Annotated in this window: 14 protein-coding genes; 5 read left to right on the top strand and 9 right to left on the bottom strand. The window is 70.5% G+C overall.

Translation table 11 applies throughout. The annotated features are described in order from the left end of the window. Window positions 1–45 precede the first annotated feature (45 nt). From WAE60_RS12090 to WAE60_RS12075, 4 genes are read right to left on the bottom strand one after another with little or no spacing between them, the layout of a single operon-like run. Complete coding sequence (locus tag WAE60_RS12090) at window positions 46–1,125, bottom strand: amidohydrolase family protein (protein WP_029908051.1); 1,080 nt, start codon at window positions 1,123–1,125, stop codon at window positions 46–48. A 15-nt stretch (window positions 1,126–1,140) separates the two neighbouring features. Next, the gene (locus tag WAE60_RS12085) at window positions 1,141–2,721 is read right to left on the bottom strand and encodes a hypothetical protein (protein WP_337686691.1); all 1,581 of its coding nucleotides are present in this window, start codon (window positions 2,719–2,721) and stop codon (window positions 1,141–1,143) included. Window positions 2,722–2,740: 19 nt separating this feature from the next. After that, window positions 2,741–3,784 (bottom strand): glutaminase A, encoded by a 1,044-nt coding sequence (gene glsA, locus WAE60_RS12080; protein WP_337686689.1) that lies wholly within the window; start codon window positions 3,782–3,784, stop codon window positions 2,741–2,743. Window positions 3,785–3,806: 22 nt separating this feature from the next. Beyond that, window positions 3,807–4,982 carry a DcaP family trimeric outer membrane transporter gene (locus WAE60_RS12075; protein ID WP_337686687.1) on the bottom strand — a complete coding sequence of 392 codons (1,176 nt, stop codon included), beginning with the start codon at window positions 4,980–4,982 and terminating at the stop codon, window positions 3,807–3,809. A gap of 325 nt (window positions 4,983–5,307) precedes the next feature. Between WAE60_RS12075 and WAE60_RS12070 the strand changes: the two genes are divergently transcribed. The 4 genes from WAE60_RS12070 (at window position 5,308) to WAE60_RS12055 (ending at window position 9,917) form a co-directional block, all read left to right on the top strand. Beyond that, window positions 5,308–6,840 (top strand): porin, encoded by a 1,533-nt coding sequence (locus WAE60_RS12070; protein WP_337686685.1) that lies wholly within the window; start codon window positions 5,308–5,310, stop codon window positions 6,838–6,840. 117 nt (window positions 6,841–6,957) lie between these two features. Beyond that, on the top strand, window positions 6,958–7,668 hold the full coding sequence (locus WAE60_RS12065; protein ID WP_337686683.1) for a DUF3313 family protein: 711 nt from the start codon (window positions 6,958–6,960) through the stop codon (window positions 7,666–7,668). A gap of 83 nt (window positions 7,669–7,751) precedes the next feature. Beyond that, window positions 7,752–9,116: a sensor histidine kinase gene (locus WAE60_RS12060; RefSeq protein WP_337686682.1), complete on the top strand. Its 1,365-nt coding sequence runs from the start codon at window positions 7,752–7,754 to the stop codon at window positions 9,114–9,116. Window positions 9,117–9,191: 75 nt separating this feature from the next. Beyond that, window positions 9,192–9,917: a hypothetical protein gene (locus tag WAE60_RS12055; RefSeq protein ID WP_337686680.1), complete on the top strand. Its 726-nt coding sequence runs from the start codon at window positions 9,192–9,194 to the stop codon at window positions 9,915–9,917. Here the strand turns inward: WAE60_RS12055 and WAE60_RS12050 are convergent. From WAE60_RS12050 to WAE60_RS12035, 4 genes are all read right to left on the bottom strand, one after another. Next, on the bottom strand, window positions 9,914–10,882 hold the full coding sequence (locus tag WAE60_RS12050) for a hypothetical protein (RefSeq protein ID WP_337686679.1): 969 nt from the start codon (window positions 10,880–10,882) through the stop codon (window positions 9,914–9,916). The two genes, WAE60_RS12055 and WAE60_RS12050, sit on opposite strands and share 4 nt — an antisense overlap. Continuing rightward, the gene (locus WAE60_RS12045; protein ID WP_337686678.1) at window positions 10,879–11,715 is read right to left on the bottom strand and encodes a DUF2092 domain-containing protein; all 837 of its coding nucleotides are present in this window, start codon (window positions 11,713–11,715) and stop codon (window positions 10,879–10,881) included. Before WAE60_RS12045 ends, WAE60_RS12050 begins: the two co-directional genes overlap by 4 nt. Further along, window positions 11,712–13,076, bottom strand: a complete 1,365-nt coding sequence (locus WAE60_RS12040) for a DUF1254 domain-containing protein (protein WP_337686676.1) — start codon at window positions 13,074–13,076, stop codon at window positions 11,712–11,714. The genes WAE60_RS12045 and WAE60_RS12040 overlap by 4 nt, the downstream gene beginning before the upstream one ends. An 84-nt stretch (window positions 13,077–13,160) precedes the next feature. After that, on the bottom strand, window positions 13,161–13,796 hold the full coding sequence (locus tag WAE60_RS12035; RefSeq protein ID WP_029908072.1) for a response regulator transcription factor: 636 nt from the start codon (window positions 13,794–13,796) through the stop codon (window positions 13,161–13,163). 347 nt (window positions 13,797–14,143) lie between these two features. Between WAE60_RS12035 and WAE60_RS12030 the strand changes: the two genes are divergently transcribed. Continuing rightward, the gene (locus WAE60_RS12030; protein WP_337686675.1) at window positions 14,144–14,530 is read left to right on the top strand and encodes a hypothetical protein; all 387 of its coding nucleotides are present in this window, start codon (window positions 14,144–14,146) and stop codon (window positions 14,528–14,530) included. Here WAE60_RS12030 and pflA read toward each other — a convergent pair. Continuing rightward, window positions 14,527–15,375, bottom strand: a complete 849-nt coding sequence (pflA, locus tag WAE60_RS12025) for a pyruvate formate-lyase-activating protein (protein ID WP_337686673.1) — start codon at window positions 15,373–15,375, stop codon at window positions 14,527–14,529. The genes WAE60_RS12030 and pflA overlap by 4 nt on opposite strands. Window position 15,376 lies beyond the last annotated feature (1 nt).

The following is a 15,376-nucleotide window of genomic DNA, read 5'->3' as shown; positions in this document are numbered from 1 at the left end:
CCTGAGCCTAGACCTCAGTTCACCCGAATCTGGGCTTGCCGAATCCTATGGTCGCGCATTGGCCTTTTCCCAGGCCCGCACCTTGACCCGGGCGGCGTCGAAAACACGTTCGTAATTGCCCTTCAGGACCTTCTCGCGCGTCTCGGGCGTCAGCTTGGCCCAGAGCGGCTTGTAGGCCTCGTAGACGGCGAAATACTGCTCGGGCGAGCGGGGCGCGACCACGTCGCTGCCGAACAGGAAGCGGTCCGGGTATTTGTTGATCAGGGCCGCCGCCAGGGTCGAGGACTCGTCGGTCGCCACCAGGTACTTGGCCACCTCGTCCCACGAGATGTCGAACATCACGTTCTTCATGGCGGGGTTGGAGAGGATCTCCTCCAAATAGGTCGCCTCGGACTTCACCGGCTGGACGACCCGCCCCATGCCGGCATGGGCCCAGATGATCGTCGTATTGGGATGGCGCGCGTACAGCGCCGTCAGCTGGTCGAAATAGCCCCGGACCTTGGCGTCCTTGGTGAAGGGCCGGACCATGTCGTTGTGCAGGATCGCCACCAGCCCGACCTCGCCGGCGAAGTCGAGCAGGCGGTCCAGCGACGGGTCGGTCAGGCTGGCCCCGCCGCCGGCGATCTTGGGCGAGACGAACTCCTTGTGCACCGAGAACTCGCCGATGCCGGTGAAGACCCCGGGGAACAGGGTCAGCACCCGCCGCACGTGGTCGGCGGCGTACATGTCGGCCGGGTTGAAGCCGGTGATCATCGGATCGACCCGCTTCTGCTGCTCCGGCGACAGGGCGCGGTACTGCAGGGCGATCTGGGCGTCGGTGAACGAGTAGTAGTACAGCGGCGCGTCGGCCTCGAGATAGTAGGTCGGGGCGATGTCGCCGCTCTCCAGGTGCGACCACTCCTGCTGCAGCGGGATGCCGAACAGGGTGGTGCGGCACACCCGGTCGCCCATCAGCTTCAGCACCTCGGCGGCCGAGGGCCCCTCCTGGATGTAGTTGGTCAGGTGGAAGTGGCTGTCGCTGAACTGACAGCCCTTCGGGGTCGGGACCGGGGTCTGGGCCGCGACCTGCGCGGCGACGAGCGCCAGCGGGAGCCCCAGGGCGGCGAAGAGAAATCGGCGAGGCATCGCGACCTCCTGGTCCTAGAAGGCGAGGGAGAAGTCCGAGACGAGGGTGAAGCCGTTCGCGCCGACCGGGACGGGATAGGCCGTGTAGCCGACGGGAGAACGGTCGGTGTAGAGCCCCATCACGTTGACCCGCAGGTCCCGACGCTGGAACGGGTAGTAGTTGACGCCCAGGGCGACGTCGTAGGGGTCGCCGTAGCCGCCGTAGATCTTGGAGCCCGACAGATAGAGCATCAGGGTCTTGGGGATCAGCATGGCCGAGGCCTGGAGCTGGAAGCCGGTGTCGTGCAGGTCGGTGACCGGGACGATCCCGTTGACCTTGAAGTTGTCCAGCCAGCGCGAATAGTACTCGAACTCCAGCGCATAGCCCCGGTGCTTCACCGCCGCGTCCAGGGCCACCATCTGGTAGCGCGCCTCGGTGATCCGGCCCGGCGTGCCGAAGGCTTCGTTGGCGAACAACAGGGTGCCGTCGGACAGCCGCAGCTGGGTGTTCTCGATGGACTCGGTATTGGGTTGCGACTGCGGCGTCTCGGTGCTGCGCGTGTAGTGGACGCTGAACAGGGTCGCGACCTTGTCGTGGTTCTCCGGATCGCCGAAGCCGTTGGCCGGGCCGAACTCTCCGGTGGTCGGCATCCAGGTCAGGGCGCCCGACCAGGTGTTGGGCTTGGCGTCCAGCTGGCCGGCGTTGACCCCCAAGGCGCTCAGGTTGTTGGCCACCATCACCCGGTATTCCAGGCCCTTGGCCAGCTTGCCGTCGGCCCAGATGCCCTGGGTGTACGATCCCCGGAAGAACTCGTCGGCGATCGGCCGGTTGTCGTTGCGCAGCCAGTACGGGAAGGTCCGGTTGGTCGAACGCGTCGACGGCACCGACTGGATGCCGAAATAGACCCGCAGGGCGTCGTTGAATTTCCAGTTGAGATTGCCGGCCAACACCACCTGGGCGCCCAGGCCCTGGGCGGTCTGCGAGGTCCACGCATAGGCGTTGTAGCCGAACCGCGGATCGAACAGCCAGCCGCGCACGGTGATCTGCACCTTGGCCAGCTGGAAGTCCTCGCGCGGCGTGACGGTCTTGGTCCGCCCGAAGGCGTCCACATAGGATTTGTCCAGCTGGTGCTGGTTCAGGTAGCGCAGGTAGCTGACCAGGCCCAGGTCGACCTCGCCGATGTCGGAGCGCATCAGGATCAGGCCCTTGCCGGGCTCGAAGCCGCCCCAGCGCGCCGGCGGGGCGGCGTCCTCGGCCGCTCGGGTCGGCAGCCGCACGATGTCGTCGGACGCGGCCGTCGTCGTGGCGACCGGCGCCGTCGGCGGCGGGGCGCCCGCGGCCCAGGAGAGCTGGGCGTCCAGGGCGTCGATGCGTTTGGCGCGCGCGGCCTCGGCCGCCTTGGCCGCCTCGTTCTCGGACCTCAGGGCCTGGAGCTCGCGGCGCATGGCCGCCAGGTCCTCGGCGCTGGCGACCGGCGGCGGCGGGGGCGCCGTGGACTGGAGGTCCTGCGCCAGGGCCGGGCTCGCCGCGCCCGCCAGCACCAGGCCGGCCGCGGCGCAGGCGAGGGAGGACGCCGCGCCCAGCCGGGCCGGACGCCGATACGCAAAGCTTGGCATGAACTTCACCTCGGGCCGATCAGATCGGCTTGGCTTCGTACGGGTTGCCGCCCAGGGCGTTCGAGATGTCGATGATCGCCTTCTGGCCGCGCACGCTGTTGCCGGCGGCGTCCAGCGGCGGCGCGAAGGTGCCGACCCCGAACTTGCCCGGCGACACGGCGATCAGCCCGCCGCCCACGCCGCTCTTGGCGGGCAGGCCGGTGTGGAACAGCCACTTGCCGCTGTCGTCGTAGAGGCCGGCGGTCGCCATAACCGCCAGGAGGCGGGAAACGTGCTTGGGATCGATCACCTGCTTCTTGGTGATCGGGTTCTTGCCGCCGTTGGCCAGGGTGGCGGCCATGTTGCCCAGGTCCTTGGCGTTGACGGCGATGGCGCACTGGCGCGTGTAGATGTCGGTGGCCACGGCCGGGTCGCTCTTGAACCGCTCGTAGGCCCACATCAGGGCGCCGATGGCCCGGTTGCGCTGGTTGGTGTCGGCCTCGGACTTGTAGACCTCCTCGTCGACCGACAGCTGACGGCCGGCGAAGTCGGAATGCAGGGCCAGGATCTTCTTCCAGACCTCGTCGGGCGTGCCCTTGACCATGCCGGTGGTGGCGATGGCGCCGGGATTGACCAGGGGGTTCATCTCCTTGCCGCGGTACTGCTCGACCGCGACGATCGAGTTGAACACCTGGCCGGTGGCGTCCACCCCGATGCTGTTCTCGATCAGGTCCTCGCCGGATTCCTGGAACACCAGGGCCAGGGTGAAGACCTTGGAGATCGACTGGATCGAGAAGGTCGGCTCGATGTCGCCGGCGGTGGCCAGCGCCCCCTGGGGCGTGGCCAGGGCGATGCCGAAATAGTTCGACGGCACCTTGGCGAGCGCGGGGATGTAGTCGGCGTTCTTGCCTTCCTGCAGCCCCTTGTACTTGTCGTAGGCGGCCTTGACCGCCGCGGCGGCGGCGCCCGAGGCCTGGGCCTGAGCGGGCGGAGCCGCGGCCAGGCCGGCGCCGGCGGTCAGGCCGAAACCCAGGACGGCGAGACCCCTGGCGAGGTCGCGGCGGGAAGCGTTGGTCTGCATCATCGGATCGTCTCCCGTGAGCCGCCTAGCGGAAATCTTTGCTGGAGAAGCTGTACTTGAACGACACCTGCACCCGCAGGTCGTCGCCCTTGTTGTCGTTGAAGTCCTTGCGCTCGCCCCACAGCAGCTCGCCGCCGATCAGGATCCGCGGGTCGGGCGTGTAGAGCAGGTTGGCCGAGGCGTACTGGCCGTACGTGTAGGCCGTGGCTTCCTGGAAATCGGTGTTGTCGACCTTGGTCATGCTCCAGCCGACCGAGCTGGACCATTGGTCGTTCCAGTAGTGGTCGTAGTAGGCCGTCAGGCCCAGCAGCGGCAGCACGTCGCCGCGCAGCGAGCCGGGCGGCACGGGGGTGGGCAGCGGCAGGGTGACGCCGGTCGCCGCTTCGGGGCCCATGTCGGTGCCGCCGTCGTTCATGTAGCTGGCGATACCTTCGCCGTAGACCACGCCCAGATGGACGACGTCCTTGGCTCCGACCTTGATGTTGGACGTGGCGTTCACGCCCCAGCCCAGCTTGGTGTTCTTGGGTTTGTTGTCGGTCGTGCCGACGGTTTCGTAGCCCACCCGCCGCAGGATGCCCGCCAGCTGCACGTGGCCCCAGTCGCCCTGGTAGCGATAGTGGCCGGTCAGGTCGGGCAGGCTCTCGTCGCCCCGGATGTTGGCGCCCAGCTCCGGAGAGACGGTGCGGATGTTGCCCGGATCGATGTCGTTGCCGGGCTTCTCGACCGCGATCGCGAACTGGCCCGGGCCTGAACCGAAGGTGTAGCGGATCTGCGGGTTGCGCAGGAACACCATCCCCGTCGGACCCCAGTACTCGATGGTGTTGGGGAAGATGTCGCCGTCCATGAACACGCTGTTGGTCTGGCCGGCCAGGACCGGGCCCCACTGACCGTAGGCGTGGCGCAGACGGAAGGTGGTCTGGCCGGCGTCGCCGCCGACCCCGAACAGGTCGAATTCGAACTTCACGAACAGCGGCTTGCCGGCGATGTCCTGCTGGGCCTTCACGCCGAACCGGCTCTGCTTGACGCTGATCGAGGTCTGGCCGTTGTCGCCGAACGTGCCTTGCGTCGTCGGGATCTTCGAGGGCCGCAGGGCGTCGTCCCAGGCCGGGTCGACGCGGTTGAAGTCCTGGGTGAAGTCGACCTGGGCGAAGCCGTAGACCTCGAAGTTCGGCGCGTCCTGGGCGTGAGCCGCCTGAACCATGCCGAGGCCCCCGACCAGCGCGGTCGCCATCAGCAATCGCGGCCCGAGCCGCCCGTGGAGAGTTCCCATCGTGTCGCCCCTATGTACTGGACCCGGTGACCGGCGCGGCTGATCCACGCGTCTCCGGCAGAGGCTAGAAGCGGCTCCGGAGCGAACGTATCCGGTGGGGACCTGATACGACCCGAGGTCGATTGCCCGTAACCCTCGCGCCTTTCGCGAGCGCCGGAACGGTCGGCGCGGCCGGGACGCGGGCCCCGGCTCGGGCGCCTGCGGCCCGGCGGCTGGGGTATCCGCCGGATGGCCCGGGCCCGCGGCCCACCCGACCGTGGGCGCCAACCTGGAGGCTTCCCATGACCCCCGCCCGCCCCCTCGACGCCGGAGACCTCGCCTGACCCTGGCGCTGCTCGTCGCGGCGGCGCTCGCCACGACGGAGGCGCCGGCCGAGGCGGCCCGACCTCCCGCGACGACGCCCTCCGCCGAACAAGCCCCGCAGCAGCAGCCGACGGCCGAGGACCAGGCCGAGGCGCCCCACGCCCTGCTGGTCGTGCCCCTGAAGCTGCTGTCGGTGCTGGACCAGGACTTCAGCCTGGGTCCGTGGACCTTCCGGGGCTACATCCAGCTCGACGGCGCGAACTACACCCAGCCCGCCGCCGGACCGCCGGAGACCGACTTCCGGCGCGGCGCCATCGGCAGCGGCGACACCCTGGACGCCCGGGCCCTGGCCGACGGCTCCTACCTGCGCAAGGCCCGCCTGGGCGGCGAGGGCCAGTGGGGCGAGAACCTGTCCTACCGGGCCATGTTCGACATCGGCGGCCGCGACGAGCACGGCGAGGCCCGCGTCGCCGAGGTCTGGGCCCGCTACAGCCGCTTCGCGCCCTGGGTGTTCATCGCCGGGGCCTATCCCCAGCTGACCAACATGGAGGATGCGACCAGCACCGACGCCAACCCGTTCCTGGAGCGGGCGACGGCCGCCAACCTGGCGCGCGGCCTGGGCGGCGGCGACGGCCGGCTGGGCGTGACCGTGCGGCGCGCGACCCGCAACTGGATGACCGCGGTCAGCCTGACGGGACCCGTCCTGCACGAGGACGACGAGACCTCGCCCAAGTCGGCGGTGATCGTGCGGACCTCGCGGGCCTTCTATCCGTCGGCGGACTCCAGCTACCACCTGGGCGGATCGCTGATCTACGTGCTGTCGCCCGGCGACCCTCAGGACGGCCGGACGCCGGGGTTCGGCGTGCGGCTGCAGGCCACGCCGGAGGTGCGCGTCGACGACACGCCCCTGCTCGACACCGGCGACATCGTCGCCCACCACGTCCGGGTGCTGGGCCTGGAGTTCGCCGCGCGCCGCCGCAACCTGTTCCTGCAGGCCGAGGCCTTCCATTTCGCGGTCGAGCGCTCGTCCCGCGACCTCCCGCGCGACCCGCGCTTCTTCGGCTTCTACATCGAGGGCAGCTGGATGCTGACGGGCGAGGCGCGGCGCTTCGACCAGACGCGCGCGGTGTTCGGACGTCCCCTGACCCGGCGTCCCCTGCGGGCCGGGGGCTGGGGCGCCTGGGAGCTGGCCGCGCGCTACAGCCGGATGGACGCCAATTCCTACGCCGGCGCCCCCGGCGCGCCGCCCCCGCCCGGCGGGGTCCGGGGCGGCGACCAGGCCATCCTCAGCCTGGCGCTGAACTGGTACCCCTCCAACCGCATCCGCCTGATGCTGAACGCCATGCATGTGAAGGTGGACCGCCTGAACCCCGCCAGCCCCGCCGATCCCGAGCCTTTCGGCCCCGCCCCGACGACCCCGCCGGTCGGCGTCCAGATCGGCCAGACCCTGGACGTCGTGGCCATGCGCCTGCGTTACGCCTTCTGACGCGGTATGCGCCTGATACGCCGGCGCGGGGTGTACGGCGCCGGCCCGAGGGTTTTCCCCGATGGTGATCCCGGCCGTCATGGCGATGCTTGGCCACAGCAGATCGAGGCCGAGAAAATGGATCGTCGACAGCTCATCCCGGCGGTGTTCCTGGCGTTCACCGTCGCCACCGCCGCACCGGCGCTGGCCGCAAAGCCCCCTCAGACCTGGGACGGCCTGATCCAGGTCAAGACCAAGGGCTTCGACCTGGTCTACCTGGCCCCGGGCGCGACCTTCACCGGCTACACCAAGGTCAAGCTGGACCCCACCGAGGTCACCTTCGAGAAGAACTGGCGTCGCGACTACAACAGCCAGGGCCTCGGCGTTTCGCGGGACATTTCCGAGAAGGACGTCCAGAAGGCCATCACCCAGGGCGTCGCCGGCGCCAGCGAGATCTTCGCCGAGGAGTTCAACAAGGGCGGCTATCCGGTGGTCACCGAGGCCGGGCCCGACGTGCTGTGGCTGAGGACGGGCGTGCTCAACGTCCGCGTCTCGGCGCCGGACACCATGGACCCCGGCCGCACCTACAGCTTCGCCAACGACGCCGGCGAGGCGACCTACTTCATCGAGGTGCGGGACTCCCAGACCGGCGCCCTGCTGGGCCGCGCCGTCGACCGGCGCGTCGTCGGCGACAACACCTACGGACAGCGCAACCGCGTCACCAACCGCATGGACTTCCGGCGGGTGGTCGAGCGATGGGCCGAGCTGAGCCTTCGCGGCCTCAACGAACTGAAGGCGCGGTCGCCGATCAGCGACACCGGGCAACCGGCTCCAGCCCCGCCCAAGTAGCCGTTTGCAGTGGACGGCCCGCGCACGGAGGCGGGCCTTGGACTTGCTTTCTGTCGGGAGAGGCCAGTGGAAGGACGCTTGAGATGTCCCATCGGCTCGACCAGACGCTGCCGCTGCTGTGGCCCCTGTTCGGCGGCCATCAGGGGATCGCGTCGCCCGCCCCGCCCGCCGCCCTCGGGCTGGCGGTGACCGGCATGCTGCGGCGGGCCAGATCGGCCCTCGCGCCGGTGCAGGCCTCGTTCGACTCCGTCCCGATGCTGAAGCCCGCCAGTCGCGCCGCCGCCAGGCTTCTGGCCACGGTCTCCAAGGCGCTGGTCCAGGAGACGGCCCTGATCAACGAGGCCGGCGTGGTGATCGCGGTAAATCCCGCCTGGAGGGACGCCGCACGCCGCTCGGGCGCGTCGCGTCACGCCGGCCTGGGCGAGCCCTATCTGGACTTCTGCACGCGGATCAGCCCGGTCCTGGGACGGAGCGCGTTCCGCAACGGCGTCCAGGACCTGCTGAGCGGTCGCAGTTCCTCGTTCACCCACCACTACACGGTGACGGACAGCGAGCTGCCCCACCGCCGCCATGTGCGGATCAGCCCCCTGCCGTTCAGTCCCCAGCCGGCGTTCGTGGTGGTGCACGACGACCTGCCCCTGCCGAAGGCGCGGCCGTCGCCGGCGCGGGCCTGCGACCTGCTGGCGGCCCAGGAGGAGGAGCGCGTGCGCATCGCCATCGAGCTGCACGACTCCACCTGCCAGCACCTGGCGGCGCTCAACCTGTCGCTGGGACGCCTGCGGCCCCTGGTCTCGGGCGACAAGGCCGACGCGGTGCTGGACGACATGGAGATCTCGGTCGGCGAGGTGATGAAGGAGATCCGCGTCCTCTCCTACCTGATCAAGCCGGCGGGCCTCGCGCAGAACGGCCTGGCCCACGCGGTGCGCGGCTTCGTCAACGGCTTCGGGGCCCGCACCGGTCTCACCGCCAGCTTCCTGACCCGCGGCCCGGTCGACGCCGCCCCGCCGCCGGTCCAGCACGCGGCCTACCGCATCGTCCAGGAAGCGCTTTCCAACGTCTACCGCCACGCCGAAGCCCAGCACGCCGACGTCGAGCTGATCAGCCACGGCGGCGTCCTGACCGTCCGGGTCAGCGACGACGGCAAGGGCGTCGCGGCCCTGCTGCGGGGCGACGGCGCCGGCCTGGACTCCGGGGTCGGCATCGCGGGCATGCGCGCCCGCGCGGCCCAGCTGAAGGGGCGGATCGAGATCACCTGCCCCGGAACCGGCACGGTCGTGGTCGCCGTCCTGCCCGCCGGGGCCGGTACGGTGCGCTTCCCGGCGTCGTCGCCGCGAGCCGGCAAGCCCGGGCGGCTCCGCCCTCGACGTCAGGGTAATCACGGATCGTCACGGCCTCCGCCGGGCGCGAGTTTGAACCGTCCGCCCTCCTCCCCTCAGACGGCGGACTAGGAGGTTTCCAGACCTCCTTACTGGGCCCCGCACGCGTGCGGGGCCGTTCTTTGAGACCCTCAGGGAGAGCCAAGGATGGCCCGTCGGCCCGACGCCAACGACAACGCCGAAACCTCGGCCGGGGCCAGGCTGGTCGAGACGGTCACGGCCGTCGTCCTGTCCGTCGCCGGACTGATGGCGTCGTGGGCCAGTCACCAGGGCGCGATCTGGAACGGCATGCAGAGCGTGCATTTCGGCCGGGCGAACTTCGAACGCGGCGCCGCCTCGCGGGCCCGGTTCGAAGGCGACATGGTCCGCTCGGTGCAGATCGACCTGTTCAGCGACTGGATCGAGGCCAAGAGCCGGGGCAACGACGCCCTGGCCCAGTTCTACCGCACCCGCATGCCGGCCAACTTCCACGACCAGTTCGAGGCCTGGCTGGCCACCCGCCCGCTGGACGACCCCAAGGCCCCGCCGACCCCGTTCGCCATGACCGGCTACCGTACGCCGGGCTTCGAAGAGGCCGAACGCGCCGAGAAGGAGGCCGAGACCCAGTTCGCCCTGGGCGAGGCGGCCAGCCGCACCTCCTACGCCTACAACCGCGCGGGCGTGGTGCTGGCCACGGCGATGTTCTTCGGCGGCATCGGCCAGGTCTTCCGCCAGACCTCGGTGCGCTTCACCCTGGCGGCCGTGTCGATCGTGACCTGGCTGATCGGCCTGCAGATGCTGCTGACCATCCCGACCTCGACCGATGCGTTCTCGCTGAAGGCGATCCTGGGACCGCCGCCGGTGTCCGCCCCGCCGCCCGCCCCGCCGCCCTAGGGCTGGGTCGGCGGCGGGTTGGTCGGCGTCGGAGTCGGCGTGGGCGCCGACGAGGTCGTCTTGCCCGGGGCGGCGGCCTTGCCCTCCGCCGAGGCCGGATCGGGCACGTTGACGTAGACGATCGTGTCGCCCTCGTAGCGCGGCTCCAGATAGTATCCGTCGCAGCGGTAGTAGGAGTGGCCGTAGTACGGATAGCCCCCGCACCCGGCCGGCAGCGAATAGTAGGCCGCCCCGTAATAGGGGTAGGGGGTCAGGGCCGCCGCGGTCACCGCCGCCGTGGCGCCGATCACCATCCCGGCCGCGATCGGATGATAGAAGCCGTCGTCCCAGCCGCCCCAGCCGTCATCGATGTTGATGTTGGTGTTGTTGTTGATGTTGGTGTTGCGGTCGCCGCCGCCGATGGTGTTGTCGCCGCGGTCGGGACGGTCGCCGCGATCACCGCGATCCCCCCTGTCGCCGCGATCCCCCCGGTCGCCCCGGCCGCCGTCTCCGCGATCGCCCCGGCCGCCCGCATCGGTGCGACCGCCGGCCGCCGCCCGATCGCCCGTGGACGGCCGCGAGCCGGTGGACGGCCTTGAGCCGGCGCCGGCCCCGCTTCCCAGCCCGGACCCGCCGCTGGGCCGTTGGGCCGCGCCGCCGCCCAGGCCGCCGCCCGCCCCCGCCCCCGCCCCGGTGCTGGGACGCGTCCCCGCGCTGGGACGCGAGCCGGTGGACGGCCGGCTGAAGCTGCTGCCCGAGGACGAACCCCGGTTGTAGCTGGACCGGCTGCCGCCGCCGAACGACGAGGAGCCGCCGCCGCGGCTGAAGCCCCCGCCGCCGCCTCGGCTCATGCTGCTCATGCCGCCGCCGCGCGCGCCGCCACCGCGGCCGCCGCCCCGCCCCGCGTCGGCGGCGTCGACATAGATGATCATCGAGGCCGCGACGCCGGCCGTGATGGCGATCACATGGGGGATACGGACTTTCATGGCGTGCTCCCGGTATCGGTCTCGAGCGTACTCATGCGGATGGATTTGGCGTTGGGACCGGCCTTGAACGTGAAGGTGTCGGCCGGGAAGGTCGGGTTCAGGGTCCAGGCCAGCCGCGCCACATAGGCGGGCTGCTCGGCCTGGGAGCGATCGACGATCAGCAGCTTGCGCGGCAGCGGGCGGTCGCCCTGCTCGATCCACACCGACCAGTCCACCTCGCCCTGGCGGAAGGCGTACTGGTTGGTGAGCACCCCGTCGATCGTGGCGGGGCCCACCAGGAAGCCGCTGCTCAGGTCCTCGGCCCGCCGGCTCTTGGTGTCGTTCCAGCGGAACAGGTCCTCCAGCGGCAGGGCCAGGCCGAATTGGTCCCACAGGACGTCCAGCGTCTTGATGATGGTGTCCGGCGCGGGGACCGTCGCGTAGTAGTCGTGCCGGGGCGAGAACACCGTGAACGACTTGCCGTCGTAGAAGAAGCTGCGCGTCTTCATGTCGGTGACGACGTCGATGACGAAGCCGTTGGGGCGACGCACCTTGTAGTGGGCCGACCCGTCGATCTGCACGCGCTGTCCGATCTCGGTGATGACGTCGACGGTGGTCTGGGTCTTGATCTCGAAGCTGGACAGCGTGCCGAGATAGGCGCTCATCCGCTCCAGCGCCTGGCGCGCCTCGGGCTCGACCGTCGGCGTCGCCGGCCCGGTGTTCGGCGTCGCCGCCGGCGCGGCGGCGGGCTTCGGCGCCGCGGGGGCTGGCGTCGCCTGGGCGAGGGTCAGGGAGGGTAAGGCCGCCGCCGCGACGCTCAGGACGCAGCAGGCGACGAAGGGCAGTGGTCTCACGACGGAGTCCTCCTGTTTGGCTTAAGACTTTCGGACGGCGCGACCCCCGGCCTGGAGCCGTCCACGTCCAGGTCCACGATCTCGATCGGCGGCATGCGCCAGGCGCCGGACAGGGCCTCGCCGCGCGGCGCGTAGAGCCGCATGATCAGGCACATCTCGCCGTGCGGGGCGGCCAGCCAGTTGCCCAGGTCGCCCGGGGCCGGCGGCAGGTCGTGGATGATCAGGCTCAGCGCGCCGTCGTCGTCGGGGCTGAGGTCGTTGCGGTCGCCGATCCCGTGCCGCTTGTCCCCCGAGGCGGTCGGGCGGGTGTGCAGTCGCCAGAACCCGCGCACCGGCGGCAGGCCGTCGGGCGGGAAGCGCAGGCGCGAGCTGCGGTCGCCGCGCAGCGGACGGCCGTGGCCGTCGTGCTCGCAGACCAGGGTCAGCAATTCCTCGCGGGCGGGGGCGCCGAGACTGGAATAGGCGCGGCCGGCCTGGGCCAGGGACGCGCCGGACTCGTCGTGCTGCGGCACGGCCACCGCGTGCCAGCCGATGCCCCGGCTCTCCGAGATCGCGGCCGTCGCGGCCCGGATCGCCGCCAGCCCGTCGGCGAAGCCCAGCTCCAGGGCCTCGGCCAGGTCCGGCGACCAGCTGGAGACCGGCGGCGGTCCGTCCAGGTCGCGGCGGAACTGGTCGATCAGGGGTCGCACCGACCGCTCGAAGCCGATCGGCGCGCGATCCAGCACCGAGTCCAGGCGATGGAAGAACACGGCCGGCCCCAGCTCGATCACCTGCCGAAGGCTGGAGACGGCGGGCGGCTCCAGGCTGGTGACGTGGTCGGTGCGATGCTCGGCCCGCCGCCCCAGCGAGCTGACGTGCTGGTTCCGGGAGACGGCCTCGGCCTCGGGGCGGTCCAGCGGCGAATGGGCGTGGATGCGGCTGACCGCCCAGCAGGCGTCGCTGGGCGCGCGGCGGGCCAGGTGGGTGTGCGGGACCTCGCCGCTCCAGCGCGGGCCGACCACCGCGACGTCCACGCCGTCGTCGTTGTCCGTGCGGGTCCCCAGGCTGGCGAACGGCTCGCCGGCGGTGTCGATCAGGGTGAGGTCGAAATGCCGCCCGTGGGTGTGCGGCAGGTGCAGCACCACGGGGCCGTCGGTCAGGTCGATCCAGGCGCTGGCGATGACGATGCGGGGGTCGTCCTCCAGCAGCCCCGGCGCCAGGTCCGCGCCGTCGGGCGGCAGCAGGTGGAACTGCTGCAGCGCGACGGGATGGACCCGCCGCACCGCGTCGACCAGGAACAGAGGGAAGCACAGCGAAAACACGTTGGCCGCGATCGCGCGGGTGGTGTTCTGGCCTCGCGGCTTGAAAATCTGCTTGGTCACCGATCGCCTCCGCACACGCGAAGTGTTTCGAGATCGCGGCGAGGGGGGTATCAGGCCGAACCCGGAGGCGACCCTGGCGCCGACCTAGGCCTGGATCATTTTGTGCTTTATCGCGAAGCGGACGAACGCCGCCGCGGTCCGCACCCCGGCCTTGCGCATGCCCGCCGCCCGATGGCTCTCCACGGTCTTGATGCTGATCTTCAGCTGGCGGGCGATCTCCTTGTTGACCTTGCCCTCGGCGATCAGCTGGGCGACCTCCAGCTCGCGGGTGGTGAAGCTCTCCAGCCGCGATTTCTTGCGTTCGTTCAGCGCGGCGTAGAGCAGCAGCTCCGAGACCGGCGACGAGAAGTACAGGCGGTTGACGTGCAGGGCCGAGATCGCGCCCTCCAGGTTGGTGCCGGTGTCGGACTTCAGGACATAGCCCCGCGCCCCCGCCGCCAGGGCGCTGCTGACCGTCTCGTCGTCGTCGTGCATCGTGAACAGCAGGACGCGGATCTTGGGGCACTCCTTCTGCAGGAGGCGCGTCAGGGCCACCCCGTTCAGGATCGGCAGCGACACGTCGAGGATGGCCACATCGGGTTTTTCCTGGAGGGCCAGTTCCAGGGCCTGCTGGCCGTCGGAGGCCTCGGCGCAGACCATCCAGCCGGGATGGTCCTCGATGACGTTTCGAACACCTCGACGGACCAGCTCGTGGTCGTCGGCAATCAGAATACGCAGCATCCTCGCCCCTCCCTGTGGACAAGCGCCGCGCTCGACCGAAGCCGCGCGCGACCGCCGGCAGGACAGGGGGACAGGCCCGCTCACGCGGTCGCCTTCGCGAAACCTCGCCCCTCAACGCCCCTCAACACCAACCATGGACTAGGACGAGGGTTTCTCCGGATCGATCGTCCCTTCGACGAAGGGACTCCCCCCGCACGAACAGCGCCCAACCGTTCGTTTCAATGCTGAAACAGACACCCAAAGGTGGTGGAGCGCCATCCGCATAAACCTCCAGCGTCTCTCAGGTGTTCACCCAAGGGGCATCTAGGTCCCCGCGGCGCATGATGGGGCGAAATCGGAGGCTCCCCGTGCCGTCGACCGCCCTGCTCGTCCCCCTGCTGGCCCTTGCCCTCGCCGACTCTCCGACGAGCGACGCCTTGATCCTGCGATGCCGGATCGACAGCACGACCCAGACCACGCGGACCTTCCGCGTCGCGCCCCGGCTGCTGCAGGAATGGAAGCCGGCCGATAAGCGGTTCGGACCCAATCTGTGCGAGGTCTTCAGTTGCACGGCGGATCGCGCCAAGCTCGAGGGCGTCATCGCCTCGGCCTCGCTGATCCTGACGCTCAGCGTCGACCGGGCCAGCGGCCGGGGATCGTGGAAGACGGTCGGCGCCTCGGGCCTGAAGCAGACCACCGGCCCCTGCGCCGTGGAGCGCGAGAAGCCGACCCTGAAGCCCGCCGGCGCGCCCTAGCAGGCGTCGAGCCCCGCCGCCCGGAAGACGCCGATCGCCGCCGCGACCTGCTGGGCCGATGGCGGCTGCGTGGCCTCCAGGTCGTAGTCCAATCCCAGCCGGGCCCACTTGAAGGCCCCCATCTGGTGGAAGGGCAGCACCTCGACCCGCTGGACCACGCCCAGGCCGGCGGCGTAGTCGGCCAGGGCGGCCACTTCGCCGGGGACGTCGGTCAGGCCCGGGACCAGCACGAACCGCAGCCACATCGGCCGCTTCAGGCGGGCCAGGCGCTCGCCGAAGGCGATGACGCGGGCATTGTCGACCACGCCGGTGACCCGCTCGTGCTGCGCCGGCGTGAAGCCCTTCATGTCCAGGATCACCAGGTCGATGTTCGACAGCTCCTCGTCGGACAGGCGCTCGGCGTAGAACCCGTTGGTCTCGATCGCCGTATGCACCCGCATGGCCTTGGCCGCGGCGAACAGGCGGGCGACGAAGCGGGCCTGCATCAGGGGTTCGCCCCCCGACAGGGTCAGCCCCCCGCCCATCACCTTCAGGCCGTTGGCGTAGGTCCGCAGCTCCTCCACGGCCCGCTCGAACGGCACGGGCAGGCCGTTGGTCAGCGTCCAGGTGTCGGGGTTGTGGCAGAAGCGGCAGCGGAACATGCAGCCGGCCAGCCAGGCCACCAGCCGGATCCCCGGCCCGTCCACCGCCGAGCCGGTGGTGAACGAGTGCAGGAAGCCGATCTCGCCCGTGGCCAGGCCCGTGCGGATGTTCATCTCGGGCACGTGCCGGCTGAGGCCGACCCGCAGCTCGAACTCGTTGGCGGCCTCCAGGGCCGGCGCCTTGTCCTGGCCCGCCTCCGCCACG

The sequence above is a fragment of the Caulobacter sp. CCG-8 genome, assembly GCF_037402475.1.
GTDB lineage: Bacteria > Pseudomonadota > Alphaproteobacteria > Caulobacterales > Caulobacteraceae > Caulobacter.
The sequence above is the reverse complement of the archived record's forward strand: the minus strand, read 5'-3'. Positions and strand labels throughout refer to the sequence as shown.

Excerpts from the sequence above, each read along its gene's own strand:
- WAE60_RS12035 (WP_029908072.1), bottom strand. The coding sequence starts at position 13,796 with ATGCTGCGTATTCTGATTGCCGACGACCACGAGCTGGTCCGTCGAGGT.
- WAE60_RS12055 (WP_337686680.1), top strand. The coding sequence starts at position 9,192 with ATGGCCCGTCGGCCCGACGCCAACGACAACGCCGAAACCTCGGCCGGG.
- glsA (WP_337686689.1), bottom strand. The coding sequence starts at position 3,784 with ATGATGCAGACCAACGCTTCCCGCCGCGACCTCGCCAGGGGTCTCGCC.
- WAE60_RS12050 (WP_337686679.1), bottom strand. The coding sequence starts at position 10,882 with ATGAAAGTCCGTATCCCCCATGTGATCGCCATCACGGCCGGCGTCGCG.
- WAE60_RS12085 (WP_337686691.1), bottom strand. The coding sequence starts at position 2,721 with ATGCCAAGCTTTGCGTATCGGCGTCCGGCCCGGCTGGGCGCGGCGTCC.
- WAE60_RS12090 (WP_029908051.1), bottom strand. The coding sequence starts at position 1,125 with ATGCCTCGCCGATTTCTCTTCGCCGCCCTGGGGCTCCCGCTGGCGCTC.
- WAE60_RS12060 (WP_337686682.1), top strand. The coding sequence starts at position 7,752 with ATGTCCCATCGGCTCGACCAGACGCTGCCGCTGCTGTGGCCCCTGTTC.
- WAE60_RS12065 (WP_337686683.1), top strand. The coding sequence starts at position 6,958 with ATGGATCGTCGACAGCTCATCCCGGCGGTGTTCCTGGCGTTCACCGTC.
- WAE60_RS12075 (WP_337686687.1), bottom strand. The coding sequence starts at position 4,982 with ATGGTTCAGGCGGCTCACGCCCAGGACGCGCCGAACTTCGAGGTCTAC.